Raw genomic sequence first — 16182 nt, 5'->3', positions numbered from 1 at the left:
GTAGGAGGATGATATGAAACAAATTCAAATTGCGAATACAGACATTAAGGCTAGTCAAATCATACTAGGATGTATGAGAATGAATGAGCCTAGTTTAGATGCTGCTAAAATTATTCAAACGGCATATGATAATGGTGTGAATTTTTTTGATCATGCTGATATCTATGGTGGCGGCACTTGCGAATCGATTTTCGCTAAGGCTTTAAAAGCAACAACTATTTCTCGATCAGATATCTACATACAATCTAAAGTAGGCATTCGACCTGGTATTGCGTTTGATTTTTCGAAAGCACATATCATTGAAGCCGTTGAAGGTAGTTTAAAAAGATTAGATACTGAGTATTTAGATGCTTTGTTATTACATAGACCAGATACCTTGGTGGAGCCTGAAGAGGTAGCAGAGGCATTTGCACAACTAGAAAAAGCAGGTAAAGTTCGTGCGTTCGGTGTATCAAATCAAAATCCAGGTCAAATAGAATTGTTAAAAACAGCCGTTAAGCAATCGATGAATATTAATCAGTTGCAGTTTGGCTTAATGCATACAGGTATGGTTGATGCAGGGATTAATGTCAATATGACGAATCAAGCAGGCTTAGTGCGTGATAGTGGTATTTTAGAGTATTCAAGAATAGAAAATATGACGATTCAAGCTTGGTCGCCATTTCAATATGGCTTTTTTGAAGGTCCTTTTGTAGGGAATACGGAAAAATTTCCTGAGCTTAACAAACGCCTAACGGAGTTGGCAGAGCAGTATGATAGCACGCCATCTGGTATAGCAATTGCATTTGTTAATCGTCACCCGGCTAAGATGCAAACAATCATTGGTACGATGAATTTGTCGCGTATTGTGGAAGTGACAGAGGGATCAGATATCGTGTTAACACGTGAAGAATGGTATTCACTATACCAAGCAGCAGGGAATATACTTCCTTAAGCAACTATTGCGAATTTCAGTTGATAGTACCCCATGGATACAATTAACTGGTTGTATCATAAGGACTATTATTTGAATTTTGAGCCAAAATAACATATAATTAAGTTAACTACATAAATCAGAAGTGAGGTGGCAAATATGAGTTTTACAGATGAAACTGTACGTTTCGAGTTTGATGACTCGGACAAAAAAGAGATTGGTGAAACCCTTGCCAGTGTCTATAAATCTTTAGGAGAAAAAGGGTATAATCCCATCAATCAAATGGTTGGTTATGTCTTGTCAGGAGATCCTGCCTACATTCCACGTCATAATGATGCACGAAATAAAATTCGTCGCTTTGATCGTGATGACATTGTTGAAGAGTTGATCAAAAACTATTTGAAACAACAAGGTGTAGACCTTTGATGCAACGAATAATGGGATTAGACGTTGGGAGTGTAACTGTTGGCGTTGCGGTAAGTGATCTTTTAGGGTACACAGCGCAGCCAGTTGAAACAATCCGGATTAACGAAGCAAAACAAGAGTATGGGTTTGACCGTTTAGCTGAGTTAGTCAAAGAATACAAACCAGCTAAGTTTGTTTTAGGCTTACCTAAACACATGAATAACGATGAAGGCATCAGAGCGCAAGCGAGCAGACATTATGGTGACTTATTGGTGGCTGAGTTTGGTATACCGGTTGCTTATCAAGATGAGCGATTGACTACGGCTCAGGCAGAAAAAATACTCATCCAAGGGCACACGCGTCGAGAAAATCGTAAAAAGTATATCGATAAATTAGCAGCGGTATTAATTTTGCAGAACTATCTTGACAGCCAAGCCTTTTAATACTATCTAGGAGAAAAAATGACTGAACATACACATAATCACGACCATGAACAAGAATTTATCACATTAGTTGATGATCAAGGTAATGAAACATTATTTGAGATTCTGTTGACTATTGATGGCCAAGAAGAATTTGGTAAAAACTACGTCTTGGTCGTACCAGCAGGTGCTGAGGAAGACGAAAATGGCGAAGTAGAAATTCAAGCTTACGCCTATACACAAAGTGAAGATGGTACAGAAGGTGACTTGATACCAATTCCTGAAGATGCAAATGAAGAATGGGACATGATTGAAGAAGTCTTTAACACATTTGTTGAAGAACAGGATTAAGTTAGAAAAAACTATTTGATTTTAAATCAGATAGTTTTTTTATTTGGTGTTAGGCGAAAAGTGTTAGCTTGATCATTAGTCCTGTAAGCAGTATGCGTATCAACATATCAGACATCCATAGCGCTTCGTGATAAAAAACTTGACGAATAAACACGGAAGTGTTAAACTAACGTTAGTTAAATAAAACTAACGAAAGCGGTAGTGGTATGAAAAATAATCTAATTCGCCTGAGAGAAAAATCTGGTCTAAGCCAAGCGGAAGTGGCCAGGAGTATAGGGGTATCAAAGCCTTCTTACTGGGCTTGGGAAAAAGGGAATGCAAAACCAAAGGAAGAAAGTCTCAGGAAATTAGCTGAATTATATCAGGTTGAATTAACAGAGATCACGAACGAAACTAACGAGTTAGGAGAAAAAATGGACGTCTTTGAGAAATCAAGTAAATTGGATCATGTCGCATATGATATTCGTGGTCCAGTATTAGATGAAGCAAACCGGATGCGCGCAAACGGTGAGAAAATCCTACGCCTTAATACAGGTAATCCAGCAGAATTTGGTTTCACAGCACCGGATGAAGTATTACGTGACTTGATTATGAATGCGCGTGATAGTGAAGGTTACTCGGATAGTAAGGGAATCTTTAGTGCTAGAAAAGCAATCATGCAGTATTGCCAACTACATGGATTTCCAAATGTTGATGTGAACGATATTTATACCGGTAATGGTGTGAGTGAGTTAATCTCTATGTCGATGAATGGTCTGTTGAATAATGGAGATGAGGTGCTCATCCCTATGCCGGATTATCCATTATGGACAGCATCAGTCAGTTTAGCAGGAGGTAATGCGGTACATTACCTTTGTGATGAATCGGCAGAGTGGTTTCCTGATATCGCAGATATCAAGTCTAAAATTACCTCAAATACTAAAGCAATTGTCATCATTAACCCCAATAATCCCACAGGAGCTGTTTATCCAAGAGAATTATTGTTAGAGATCGCAGAGGTAGCACGCCAGCACAATTTGATCATTTTCTCAGATGAGATTTATGATCGCGTGATTATGGATGGCTTACAGCATGTCCCTATCGCTAGTTTAGCACCAGACTTATTTGTTGTGACTATGGGTGGATTATCTAAATCACATAGAATTGCTGGGTTCCGTGTCGGTTGGATGGTGCTTTCTGGAGAGAAAAAACATGCAAAAGGCTATATTGAAGGCTTAGATATGCTGGCTAGTATGCGTTTATGTTCAAATGTTTTAGCGCAACAAGTTATCCAGACTTCTTTAGGTGGGACACAGTCAATAGATGAGCTCTTATTGCCAGGTGGACGCATCTATGAACAACGTGAATTTATTTATAAAGCGATGAATGAAATTCCTGGTATTTCAGCTGTTAAACCAAAAGCTGCCTTCTATATTTTCCCTAAAATCGATAGGAATATGTATGACATTCAAGATGATGAGCAATTTGTTTTAGATTTTCTCAAGCAAGAAAAAGTAATGCTTGTGCAAGGACGTGGGTTTAACTGGAAAGAGCCAGATCATTTCCGTATCGTGTATATGCCGAGATTAGATGAATTGGCTATGATTCAAGAGAAGATGACGCGGTTTTTACATCAATACCGCAGGTAATTGTGTCTTAAAACAAAACAATAAATAATTTTCTGAATATTGTTGTATTTTTGGTTTATTTTGTTATAATTGAGATATCTAAACTTTAAAAAAACAGGAGAATCATGGCTACTTTATTAGAAAATACTAGAAAGATAACAGCGATTTTACAAGAAGGATTGAATAATTCAGGTGATGTACTCCCTTACAAAGGATTATCTGAACGTCTTTCTGGTGTTATCGACTGTAATTCATTATTCATCGATGGACATGGTGATGTTTTAGGCTATGCGATGCCTTATAAAACAAATAATGATCGTGTAGAAGCGATGTTTGATGAAAGAAAACTATCAGCTGAATATGTACAAGTTGCTTCACGTACTTACGATACTGAAGCTAACTTACCAGCTGATGCGGTATTGTCACTCTACCCACAAGAAGTGATCAAAGACTTCCCAAATGGTAAAACAACTGTGGCACCAATTTACGGTAGTGGGTTACGTTTAGGTACGTTTATTATCTGGCGTAACGAAGGTGAATTTGATGAAGATGACTTGGTACTTGTAGAAATTGCAACGACTGTCATTGGTATTCAACTATCCAACCTTCAAATCGAAAAAATGGAAGAAAGCATCCGTAAATCAGCAGCTGTTAATATGGCAGTTAGCACGCTATCTTACTCTGAGATGAAAGCTGTTAAGGCAATCCTTGAGGAGTTAGGTGGTGAAGAAGGCCGTTTGACTGCTTCTGTTATTGCTGATAAAATTGGGATTACACGCTCAGTTATCGTAAATGCTTTGCGTAAGCTTGAATCAGCAGGGATTATCGAATCTCGTTCTCTAGGTATGAAGGGAACTTATTTGAAAGTTGTCAATTCAGGTATTTATGAAAAACTTGAAGGACGTAACTTCTAACATACATGACAAAATAGCAGTAATCTTATCAAAAGTCTGTTTAGAGAACACCTGTTGCTGGAAATGGTGTCAGATGGATAAGATGAAGAACACTATTTTAAAATTTTTGTGAATAAAAAAAAGAGGTCATTTACTAAATAGATAGATGACAAATTAAGGTGGCACCACGACTCTCGTCCTTTTTAGACAGGGGTTGTGGTGCTATTTTTTGATGACATGTAATGATAATATCGTGTGTGGCATTGATGAATAGGCAATACATATATAGGAGAAGAAATGAGAACAAAAACAAATAGCACAATTACAAAACAAGGTGAACAAGTTACCGTAAAAGGTTGGGTTAATTCACGCCGGGACCATGGTGGGGTCATTTTTATTGACTTACGTGATGATGCAGGATTGCTGCAAATCGTCATCCAACCTGAAAATGTTGCTAATTTTTCAGCAGCTGAACATTTACGTGATGAGTACGCGATTGCTGTCACAGGTTTGATACGTGAGCGTGGTGAAGGATTAGAAAATCCAAATATCACAACTGGTAAAATTGAATTAGTCGCAGACGCATTCACGATTTTGAATGCCTCAAAACCATTACCAATTTCATTAAATGAAGCCAATAAATCTAGTGAAGAATTACGTCTCAAATATCGCTATTTAGATTTACGCCGTGCTAAAATGCAAGAGACTTTAAAACGTCGTGCAAAATACTTGTCATTTATTCGTCGTTTTATGGAAGATCAAGAGTTCTTGGAAGTCCAAACACCGATCTTAGCTAATTCTTCTCCAGAAGGTGCACGCGACTTTCTAGTACCAAGCCGTATTCATGCTGGAAAATTCTACGCGCTACCTCAAGCACCACAACAATTCAAACAGCTACTTATGGTAGGTGGTGTGGATAAATATTATCAGATTGCACCATGTTTCCGTGATGAAGATCCACGTGCGGATCGTCTTTATGGTGATTTTTACCAACTTGATGTAGAACGTGCTTTTGTTGAGGATGGTGAGGAAATTCGTCGTGAGATGGAAGTGCTCATCCAAAATTTAGTTAAAGATTTTGCAGGAAAAGATTTAGTATCTGCAGAAATTCCTCGTATTGCTTATGAAGATGCGATGAATATCTATGGTAGTGATAAACCTGATTTGCGATTTGGTATGACCTTAGTTGATTTAGATGAAACACTTGCTACGACTGAATTTGCTGTTTTCAAGAATGCTAAAAAAGTTAAAGCAATTTGTGTCAAAGGTGCAGCTAGCATGACGCGTTCACAAATTGATCACTTCACTGAGATTGCCAAAAAAGAGGGTGCTGGTGGTCTTGCCTACCTCACTTTTGTAGATGGTGGCATCAAATCGCCTATCGCAAAATTCTTGAGCGAAACTGAATTAGCAGAAATTACTTCAAAAACAGGGGCTGAAGATGGTGATATCGTCTTCTTTGGTGCTGGAAAACCTGCGACAGTTAATAAAGTATTGGGTAGAATGCGTAATGAGTTTGCTGATTTTTATGATTTGAAAGATAAAAATAAAGTGGCATTATGTTGGGTGGTTGATTTTCCATTTTATGAATATGATGAGCAAAATCGTAAAGTCGACTTTGGACATAATCCATTTTCATTACCTAAAGGTGGCGTAGCTGTATTAGAAGCTGCTAAAACTGATGCTGATAAATTAGCGATTAAAGCTGACCAATATGATATGGTCATGAATGGCTATGAAATTTGTTCAGGTGCTGTACGTAATTACAATCCAGAAGTGATGTATAAAGCATTCAGCATATTAGGATATGATGAGCACTTTGTAGAAGAGAAGTTTGGTGCCATGCTTGAAGCCTTCAAGTTCGGTGCGCCACCGCATGCTGGCTGTGCATTTGGTTTGGAACGTATCTTTATGGTCCTTACGGGAGAAGATAATATCCGTGAAGTCGTTGCCTTTCCAAAAAGTTCGGCAGGCGTTGACTTGATGATGGCATCACCAAGTGATGTTGAACCAAAACAGCTATCAGAGTTGAAATTGGTTTTAGATATTGATTTTGACTAATCTAGTGATAAATTGATATAATAAGCTTGCAATCAGTAAATAATCTGACAAATAAAAAAGGAAGAATACATGGAAATTACAAAAGAAGATGTTAAACATGTGGCTAATTTGTCTAAGTTGTCATTTGACGAGACAGAAACAGCAGAATTTGCTGGATCATTAACCAAAATAGTTGATATGTTTTTAAAATTAGAAGAAGTGGATACAACTGGTGTAGCATTTACATCAAACGTTGTTGATAATGTCAACACTTGGCGTGAAGATGTTGCTGTCGCTGGCTGGGATAGAGATGAATTGTTTAAAAATGTCCCTGAAACTGAAGATGGCTTTATCAAAGTACCAACAATTATGGAGGATAACTAAATGACAACAATTAAATCACTCCATGAAAAATTGGTGAACAAAGATATTTCAGCGGTTGAATTAACAAAAGAGACCTTGAAAAACATCTCAGATCGCGAAGCCAAAGTAGATAGTTTTATCACGATCACTGAAGAAGCAGCGCTTGCTCAAGCTGCTGCGATTGATGCACGTGGAATTGATGCGACAAACCCAATGTCTGGTATCCCATTAGCTGTGAAAGATAACATCTCAACAAAAGGGATCCTTACGACTGCAGCTTCAAAAATGCTCTATAATTATGAACCTATTTTTGATGCAACAGCTGTAGAAAAAGTATACAGCAAAGATATGATTGTTGTAGGGAAAACCAACATGGATGAGTTTGCTATGGGTGGGTCAACTGAAAACTCAGCTTTTAAAACAACGAAAAATGCTTGGGATCAAACTAAAGTACCAGGTGGGTCATCAGGTGGTTCTGCTACAGCGGTTGCTTCAAACCAAGTCCTACTTTCACTAGGTTCGGATACTGGTGGCTCAATTCGTCAGCCAGCGTCATTTAATGGTGTAGTAGGTCTTAAACCGACTTATGGTCGTATTTCACGTTTTGGGTTGATTGCCTTTGGCTCATCACTTGATCAAATCGGTCCATTTTCACAAAATGTAGAAGATAATGCTTTATTATTAAATGCCGTTTCAGGACATGATCCTAAAGATTCTACATCTTCAAAAGTGGCGATTCCTGATTTTACATCTAAAATAGGCCAAGATATCAAAGGACTTAAAATTGCTTTGCCAAAAGAATATTTGGGTGAGGGGATTGATCCTAAAGTTAAAGAGCAAGTGTTAGCTGCAGCTAAACAGTTTGAAAAACTTGGGGCAACAGTTGAAGAGGTTAGCTTACCACATAGTAAATATGGTGTAGCCGTTTATTATATCATTGCATCATCTGAAGCAAGTTCTAACTTACAACGTTTTGATGGTATTCGTTATGGATTCCGTGCTGAGGATGCTGTTGATTTAGAAGATATCTATGTTAAGACACGTTCACAAGGCTTTGGTGAAGAAGTGAAACGTCGGATTATGCTAGGGACATTTAGCTTGTCATCTGGTTATTATGATGCTTACTTCAAAAAAGCTGGTCAAGTTAGAACGCTTATCATGCAAGATTTCCAAAAAGTATTTGAAACTTATGATTTAATTATTGGCCCAACAGCACCAAGTGTTGCCTATGATTTAGATACGCAAGGTCATGATCCAGTTGCCATGTATTTAGCTGACTTATTAACAATTCCTGTTAACTTAGCCGGTTTACCAGGTATTTCGATTCCTGCCGGACAAGTAGAAGGATTACCAGTTGGCTTGCAAATTATTGGTAAAGCATTTGATGAAGAGACAATTTATCAAGCTGCTGCAGCCTTTGAAGCGACAACTGATTTCCATAAAGCAAAACCAATTATTTTTTAAGAAAGGACTTTAATCTATGAATTTTGAAACAGTCATCGGACTTGAAGTCCATGTTGAGTTAAATACGAACTCAAAAATATTTTCACCAGCACCAGCTCACTTTGGTGAAGGTGCAAATAAAAACACGAATATCGTTGATTGGAGCTTTCCAGGGGTTTTACCAGTCATGAATAAAGGGGTTATCGAATCAGGTATTAAGGCATCACTTGCGCTTAATATGGATATTCATCAAAGTATGCACTTTGACCGTAAAAATTATTTTTATCCAGATAACCCTAAAGCTTACCAAATCTCTCAGTTTGATGAACCCATTGGTTATAATGGTACCATTGAAATCGAATTAGCAGATGGGACTAAAAAGACTTTACGTATCGAACGTGCGCATTTAGAAGAAGATGCTGGTAAAAATACACACGGCACAGATGGGTATTCGTATGTTGATTTGAACCGTCAAGGTGTACCTTTGATCGAGATTGTATCAGAAGCTGATATGCGCTCTCCTGAGGAAGCTTATGCCTACTTAACTGCCATCAAAGAAATCATCCAATATACAGGTATTTCTGATGTTAAGATGGAAGAGGGATCAATGCGTTGTGACGCCAATATCTCGTTACGTCCATATGGTCAAGAAGAATTTGGTACAAAAACAGAGCTTAAAAACTTGAATTCTTTCAACTTTGTTCGTAAAGGATTGGAGTATGAAGTTGCACGTCAAGCTAAAATCTTACGTGCTGGCGGTGTGATTCAGCAAGAAACACGTCGTTACGACGAAAAAACAGGTGAAACGACTTTGATGCGTGTCAAAGAAGGGTCATCAGACTATCGTTATTTCCCAGAACCTGATCTACCTCGTTTTGAAATCTCTGACGAGTGGATTGATGATGTGCGTAAAACATTACCAGAATTTCCTAAAGCACGTCGTGCAAGATATGTCTCTGAATTAGACTTATCAGAGTACGATGCAGCACAATTGACAGCCTCTAAAGAGACAGCTGATTTCTTTGAAGCTGCTATTAAGGCAGGTGCTGATGCTAAACTTGCATCTAACTGGTTGCAAGGCGAGGTTGCACAGTATCTTAACGCTGAAGGTAAAACTCTTACAGAAATAGGGTTAACACCTGAAAACTTGACTGAAATGCTACAATTAATTTCTGATGGGACTATCTCATCTAAAATTGCGAAAAAAGTATTTGTAGAACTAGCTAAAAATGGTGGCTCTGCAGAAGCATTTGTTAAGAAAGCTGGTTTGATTCAAATTTCAGATCCAGCTGTACTTATCCCAATCATCACAGATGTTTTGGCTAAAAATGAAAAAGCTGTCAGTGATTATAAAGGTGGCAACAAAAATTCAGCCAAGGCTTTGATTGGTCAACTTATGAAAGCAACAAAAGGACAAGCAAATCCACAGGTTGTACAAGAGTTGTTGTACGCTGAGTTAGATAAATAATTGCTTAATTGCAAATAAAAAGTAACATCAATTTGATGTTACTTTTTTATTTGTCTATCCTTTAACTCATACTTGTTCAGTACTCACGACTAGTCTGAAGGGTTCTACTAAAAATGTATTAATTTGGCTAGCAAATGCTTTGAAATGAGCGGTTTCATTATGCGCTGAAAGGGCTGCTTGACTTGCCCAATTTTCAACTATAATATATCTTGTATCGTCTTTTGGGTCAGAAAAAAGGTCGTAAAAAATAGCGCCTTCTTCCGTCTTAGAGTGACTTACAAGTTCATCCATTGCTTTTAAATATGCTGCTTTTTGTGCTTGTTTGATGTGGAAAAATACATTAATAATGATCATTTGTTGACTCCTTTTCTATCTTGTCATGATTATACAGTGTCTGTGGACGGATGTAAAGTAAAACTATTTTGTCAGCTTATGTGTTAGGATAAGGGTTTATTTTTAATAAAAAATAAGGTAAACTTATCCTTAAGCAGTATTGTGAGATGAAAGCGGACTTTGTCGCAGATATGGAGAGGTTTACTCAATCACAAATACAAGGTATTTTGACTAAAAGGAGGATAAAAATGTTTACTAAAAATGATATAAAAACCCGTTTCGAAAGAACAACAGGGGGTGCCTTTCAAGGGATTGATATTATCACAGATAAGGTGACAGGCGTTCAATATTTATTAGTAACCAGAGATACTGGGGCGGGATTAACTCCCTTGATTGACGGTGATGGCAAACCTGTCTTATCAAAAACGGAAACAGATAAAGAAAAATCTGTTTCAGACAAATATGTGTCACCATTTTGATCATGATATGATACGCATATTTATTACAAGGAGTTAGGTGCCATTAAGGCGCGATCATAAGTTAAAGATTGATGAATACCTGTCATAGATGAGACGGGTATTTTTGTGTTAAAATAGAAATATGACAACTACAGAGAAAAAACTACTTTTGATAGATGGGTCTTCCATCGCTTTTCGTGCTTTTTTTGCACTTTATACACAGATCGATCGATTTGTTGCACCATCAGGGCTTCATACAAATGCGATTTTTGCTTTTCATACCATGTTAGGAAACGTTTTAGAAGCTGTACAACCTACACACGTGTTGGTTGCTTTTGATGCAGGAAAAACAACTTTTAGAACGGAAATGTATGCAGAGTATAAAGGCGGCCGTGCCAAAACACCAGATGAATTCCGTGAGCAGATGCCTTTTATTAAAGAGATGCTTGAAGCACAAGGGATTAGGCATTATGAACTTGTGAACTATGAAGCAGATGATATTATTGGGACCTTAGCCACTCAGGCAGAAAAATCTGGTTTCGATAAAATCACAGTGGTATCTGGAGATCGTGATTTAACACAACTGACAACGGAAAAAACAACAGTTGAGATTACAATTAAAGGTGTGGCAGAGCTTGAAACTTATACGCCAGCCTATCTATATGAGAAATTAGGATTGACAACAGAACAATTCATCGATTTAAAAGCACTCATGGGAGATAAATCTGATAATATTCCTGGTGTGACTAAGGTAGGTGAAAAAACAGGTATCAAATTATTACTTGAGCATGGGTCTTTAGATGGTATTTATGATCACGTAGATGACATGAAAACGTCTAAACTCAAAGAAAACTTGATCAACGATCGAGAACAAGCCTTTTTATCAAGAGAGCTTGCAACGATTGATCTCGATTCACCGATCGAAATCAGCTTAGCAGACACACTGTATGCGGGAAGTGACTACGATAAATTAAAAGCTTTCTATAAAGAGATGGGCTTTCATAAATTTCTTGAAAACTTAGAAGGTGCTACCGAGAAAGTAGTTGAAGCAATTGAGTTTAAAATCGTGGCAGAAAATCTTAGTGATGATATGTTCCATGATGATCAATTCTTCTATCTTGAAATCCTTGGAGAAGATTATCATCGCGATAATATCATCGGATTTACTTGGGGTGATGAGAAGCAGATTTATGTGTCAAAAAATGTTGCCTTGCTTAGTGATGTACGTTTTCCAAAAAATACCTTTGATTTTAAGAAAAATAAAGTTCTATTGGCACGTCAAGGCATCAATTATCCAGTAGTTGATTTTGATAGTATGCTTGCCAAGTATCTATATTCTACGATAGAAAATAATAAAATCTCAACCATTGCAGATTTATTTGGCTTTGAGTTGCCAGATGATGAATTGATCTACGGTAAGGGAGCTAAACGCGCAGTACCTGAAGATGCGATTTTATTTGATCATCTTGCCAGAAAACTAGATGTCTTAGTTAAAACGAAGACACCACTTCTTGATAAATTACGAGAAAATGATCAAGAAGATCTGCTGGATCGTATTGAACTTCCTTTAGCAGATGTATTAGCTAAGATGGAAATTACGGGAATAAAAGTTTCAGGTGGGGTTTTAAGTGAAATCGGACTTGAGAATGAGCAAGTACTCAAGGGATTGACTGAAGAGATCTATGAGCTAGCAGGAGAACCTTTTAATATCAACTCTCCTAAACAGTTAGGTGTGATTTTATTTGAAAAAATGGGCTTACCTGTCATTAAGAAAACGAAAACGGGCTATTCTACAGCAGTTGATGTACTAGAGCAACTTGCACCCCAAGCACCGATTGTTGATAAGATTTTGAAGTATCGTCAGATTTCAAAGATTCAGTCTACCTATGTCACAGGCTTACTTGGAGAAATCATGTCTGATGGTAAAATTCATACACGTTATGTCCAAGATTTAACGCAGACAGGCCGCTTGTCTAGTGTACAACCTAACTTACAGAATATCCCTGTTCGCTTACCAGAAGGACGTAAGATTCGCAAGGCCTTTTTGCCTGAAAATGAAGACTCAGTTCTATTATCAAGTGACTATTCTCAGATCGAATTACGTGTATTGGCACATATATCGGGAGATGAGCACTTGATTTCAGCGTTTAATGAAGGCGCAGATATCCATACATCGACAGCGATGCGCGTGTTTGGTATTGATAAGCCAGAAGATGTGACAGCAAATGATCGTAGAAATGCTAAAGCGGTAAACTTTGGTGTTGTCTATGGGATTTCAGACTTTGGCTTATCAAATAATCTAGGTATCTCAAGAAAAGCAGCAAAGACATATATCGATACTTACTTTGAACGCTATCCAGATATTAAAAAATATATGGAAGATATCGTTCGTAGTGCTAAAGATACAGGATTTGTCGAAACACTCTACCACAGACGCCGTAACTTACCAGATATTAATGCTAGAAATTTTTCGGTTCGTTCGTTTGCTGAACGCACAGCGATTAATAGCCCAATCCAAGGGTCAGCGGCTGATATTCTTAAAGTTGCCATGATTAATCTAGATCGCGCTTTGATAGCAGGTCAGTATAAAAGTAAAATGTTACTTCAGGTACATGATGAAATCGTTCTAGATGTACCAAATGACGAGTTAGCAGTGATGCAAACGCTAGTTAAAAAAACGATGGAAGAAGCGATTTCTCTCTCAGTTCCTTTATTAGTAGATGAAAATAATGGTAAAACTTGGTACGATGCCAAATAACTGGGAAACTCAGACCAATTGGTTTGCGTCAGACTCAAAAACCCTTAGCGGAAATGTGCTAAGGGTTTTTTTGGTACCACAATAAGACAAGTTGAGAAACATATACAACTAGTAAAGTATGTTGAGTTCTTTTTTATCTATCTTTGATCGGTAGGCACAAAAAAAGTTCTCTCACATCAACAAGCAGTCCGATTCATAATCTGTTATTTTACTTTCAGTTCATGAGATAAAGTTCAGTTAGTTTGTCAGTTATTATAACTATTTTAGTGGCATATACTAATGATTCAATCATTTGATGACTTGTTATCAAAAATGAATAACGGGTATAAATAAACGAAAACGCTAGTGTCAATTAAACATAGTATGATTAAGTGTATAGAAAAATATTTAGATAGGAAACGAATATAATGAAGTCAAAAGTAAAACGTTTAATCGTGAGTGGACTAGCCCTTGCAGTTATTGGCGGTAGTTTGGTCGCATGTGGTCAGCAGAAAAAAGAAAAGCAGTCATCGAGTCAGTCGGCATCAGCCCCTCAAGTCCTCAACATCGGTACGACTGGAGTTAGTAAGCCTTTTAGTTATCGAGATAATGGGAAGTTGACAGGCTATGATGTAGAGGTGGTTAAGGCGTTGTTTTCTGGGTTGAAGCAGGAGTATAAGGTCGATCTTGAAACGACTGAATTTGAATCAATTTTGGCTGGTTTGGATACCGATCGATATCAACTAGGTGCAAATAACTTTTCGTATAACGCAGAACGTGCTAAAAAGTATAACTTCTCATTGCCAATTACTAAAAATCCTTATGTTTTAGTAGTTCGAGAAAATGACAACCAAATCAAATCTTTAGATGATTTGACAGGCAAAAAAGCAGTGACAGAGGTCGGCAATAGTGGTGCCACTTTACTAGAAAATTATAATAAAAATCATAGTGGTAAAATTGATATTCAATATACAGATCAAGATTTTATCAAACAATTTCAAGATATTGAAGAGGGTAAATATGATGTACGGATTATCAGTACTATTTCAGCAAAACAAGCGATTAAAGAACATGGGTTTAAACTGAAAATTGTGCCGTTCTCAGATCCAAGTATCTATCCTGATGCCTATCTGCTTTTACCTAAAACTAAAGACGGTGACAAGCTCTTAAAAGTCGTCAATCAGCAAATTAAAAAAATATACAAAGATGGTACGCTCGAAAAAATTAGTCAAGAACAGTTGGGCGCTAGCTATCTACCTGATGAAAAAGAAATTAATCAATAATGAGGAAGGACTAAGCGATGCAGTTAATCGTTGCAGGGGATTTGCTCTTTTCAAGTCGTAATTTGAAAGAGACAATAGATCCTAAACTTGTTGAGTTGTTGCAGTCAGCAGACGCAGTTTTGGCCAACGCAGAATTTGTGACGCCTAAAAAAGATACCCCACCTGCTGCTGGAAGAGGATATGTAACCGCAGTTCGGCCTGAAACGCTTGACGAATTTACAGATCTAAATATGAAATACCTCTCTTTTGCTAATAATCATACGGGTGATTTTGGTATCACAGGAATGTTAGATACTCTGGCAGAAGCTAGAAGTCGAGGGCTACATCCTTTGGGTTTAGGCGAAAGTTTATTTGATGCTAGAAAACCACAGTTTATCGATACACGAGATGGTCGAATTGCCATTATCACTGTAGCTGTCACACGAAGTGAGGTATTTGCTGCAAGTAATGCAGGTAATGGCGTACCGGCTCGTCCTGGTGTTAATCCCTTACGTTGGGAGCGTAGCTATGTATTACCTAAACCTGCATTTGAAGCGTTAGCTGAGATAGATCATAAGCTGGGGACACGAGCTAGTTCAGAGCAGGGTAGCCGTGTAGAAACTTGGTCAGGACCAGATGATAGCGCCTTTAAATTTGGCTCTCTTTGGCAAGAACATGTATCGATCGAGTTGGGTGAAGATTATGCTGTTCGCACTAAAGCGAATGAGCAGGACCAAGCTGACATTTTAGCTGACATCGCCGATGCTAAAAATCGTGCTGATTATGTTTTTGTCAATTTTCATGCCCATGAAGGATTAAATGAGGATTGGTATGCTGATGAGCCTGCCGCATTTATCGAAAAGTTTGCGAAATCAGCGATTGATCATGGCGCAGATGCAGTTATCGGACATGGCGCGCATTTTCTAAAAGGCATAGCTCTGCATCAAGGCAAACCTATTTTCTATAATATTCATAGTCTGGTGATGGAATTTGAGTCGGGAGAATCAATTATCCCACCAGAAATGTATGAAGCATATGGCTATCCAACAAACTCAAAACCTTCAACCCTACATGCTAATCGGGCTAAAGACAAAGCTGGTAACTGGCAAGGCTTCAATGCTGAAGATAGGTTTAGTCAAAGTGTTTTGATTAGTTTTGACTTAAATGCAGATCAAGAAACGTTCGATTATCACTTGATTCCGATTGATTTGCAGTTGACGCATGACCGCCCCAGCAAGCGTGGCCGACCAAAATTAGCCGATCCAGAGACGGTAACAGCGATTCAAGAGAGAGTATCGCAAATCAGTCAAGTTGATGGTGTGGCCTTGATCGAAGCTGATGGTGTTTTGAAAGTTAAACAAACGCCACTTTCTAATTAGATCATCTATTAAAACTGTATGCATTAGTCCATATGATGAGCTGTATCCTATAGGCCAAAAACCGCTCAACAAGCGGTTTTTTGACATATAGACATTGACTAGAATAGG

At 37.8% G+C, this 16182-nt stretch carries 15 protein-coding genes; 14 read left to right on the top strand and 1 reads right to left on the bottom strand.

The window, feature by feature from the left end; translation table 11 throughout:
* The first annotated feature begins 13 nt into the window (after window positions 1–13).
* From RU87_RS06490 to gatB, 10 genes are all read left to right on the top strand, one after another.
* Window positions 14–934 (top strand): aldo/keto reductase, encoded by a 921-nt coding sequence (locus RU87_RS06490; protein ID WP_068162912.1) that lies wholly within the window; start codon window positions 14–16, stop codon window positions 932–934.
* Between the two features lie 138 nt (window positions 935–1072).
* Window positions 1073–1339: an IreB family regulatory phosphoprotein gene (locus RU87_RS06485; protein WP_068162916.1), complete on the top strand. Its 267-nt coding sequence runs from the start codon at window positions 1073–1075 to the stop codon at window positions 1337–1339.
* Complete coding sequence (ruvX, locus tag RU87_RS06480) at window positions 1339–1761, top strand: Holliday junction resolvase RuvX (RefSeq protein WP_068162919.1); 423 nt, start codon at window positions 1339–1341, stop codon at window positions 1759–1761. The genes RU87_RS06485 and ruvX overlap by 1 nt, the downstream gene beginning before the upstream one ends.
* 18 nt (window positions 1762–1779) lie before the next feature.
* On the top strand, window positions 1780–2091 hold the full coding sequence (locus RU87_RS06475) for a DUF1292 domain-containing protein (RefSeq protein ID WP_068162922.1): 312 nt from the start codon (window positions 1780–1782) through the stop codon (window positions 2089–2091).
* Between the two features lie 206 nt (window positions 2092–2297).
* Entirely contained in the window at window positions 2298–3719 is a 1422-nt protein-coding gene (locus RU87_RS06470) for an aminotransferase class I/II-fold pyridoxal phosphate-dependent enzyme (RefSeq protein ID WP_082782172.1), read from the top strand.
* A gap of 104 nt (window positions 3720–3823) precedes the next feature.
* Window positions 3824–4612, top strand: a complete 789-nt coding sequence (codY, locus tag RU87_RS06465) for a GTP-sensing pleiotropic transcriptional regulator CodY (protein ID WP_068162925.1) — start codon at window positions 3824–3826, stop codon at window positions 4610–4612.
* A 276-nt stretch (window positions 4613–4888) separates the two neighbouring features.
* Window positions 4889–6652, top strand: coding sequence for an aspartate--tRNA ligase (aspS, locus tag RU87_RS06460; protein WP_068162928.1), 1764 nt, complete (start codon window positions 4889–4891; stop codon window positions 6650–6652).
* 69 nt (window positions 6653–6721) lie between these two features.
* Complete coding sequence (gene gatC / locus RU87_RS06455) at window positions 6722–7015, top strand: Asp-tRNA(Asn)/Glu-tRNA(Gln) amidotransferase subunit GatC (protein WP_068162930.1); 294 nt, start codon at window positions 6722–6724, stop codon at window positions 7013–7015.
* Entirely contained in the window at window positions 7016–8458 is a 1443-nt protein-coding gene (gatA, locus tag RU87_RS06450; RefSeq protein ID WP_068162935.1) for an Asp-tRNA(Asn)/Glu-tRNA(Gln) amidotransferase subunit GatA, read from the top strand.
* A gap of 16 nt (window positions 8459–8474) precedes the next feature.
* Complete coding sequence (gatB, locus tag RU87_RS06445; RefSeq protein WP_068162938.1) at window positions 8475–9905, top strand: Asp-tRNA(Asn)/Glu-tRNA(Gln) amidotransferase subunit GatB; 1431 nt, start codon at window positions 8475–8477, stop codon at window positions 9903–9905.
* A gap of 66 nt (window positions 9906–9971) precedes the next feature.
* On the opposite strand, the gene RU87_RS06440 is transcribed toward gatB, so the two are convergent.
* Window positions 9972–10259 (bottom strand): putative quinol monooxygenase, encoded by a 288-nt coding sequence (locus RU87_RS06440; RefSeq protein WP_068162941.1) that lies wholly within the window; start codon window positions 10257–10259, stop codon window positions 9972–9974.
* A gap of 227 nt (window positions 10260–10486) precedes the next feature.
* On the opposite strand from RU87_RS06440, the gene RU87_RS06435 reads away from it, so the two are divergent.
* The 4 genes from RU87_RS06435 to RU87_RS06420 all read left to right on the top strand — a co-directional run bounded on the left by RU87_RS06435 (window position 10487) and on the right by RU87_RS06420 (window position 16074).
* Window positions 10487–10717 carry a DUF6440 family protein gene (locus tag RU87_RS06435; RefSeq protein WP_068162946.1) on the top strand — a complete coding sequence of 77 codons (231 nt, stop codon included), beginning with the start codon at window positions 10487–10489 and terminating at the stop codon, window positions 10715–10717.
* 121 nt (window positions 10718–10838) lie between these two features.
* Entirely contained in the window at window positions 10839–13454 is a 2616-nt protein-coding gene (gene polA / locus RU87_RS06430; RefSeq protein ID WP_068162949.1) for a DNA polymerase I, read from the top strand.
* 407 nt (window positions 13455–13861) lie between these two features.
* Window positions 13862–14716, top strand: coding sequence for a transporter substrate-binding domain-containing protein (locus tag RU87_RS06425; protein ID WP_068162950.1), 855 nt, complete (start codon window positions 13862–13864; stop codon window positions 14714–14716).
* Between the two features lie 17 nt (window positions 14717–14733).
* A complete protein-coding gene (locus RU87_RS06420; protein WP_068162953.1) occupies window positions 14734–16074 on the top strand; it encodes a CapA family protein in 1341 nt (446 codons plus the stop codon).
* Window positions 16075–16182 lie beyond the last annotated feature (108 nt).

Source organism: Pseudolactococcus plantarum (assembly GCF_002441715.1).
Lineage (GTDB): Bacteria > Bacillota > Bacilli > Lactobacillales > Streptococcaceae > Pseudolactococcus > Pseudolactococcus plantarum.
The sequence above is the reverse complement of the archived record's forward strand: the minus strand, read 5'-3'. Positions and strand labels throughout refer to the sequence as shown.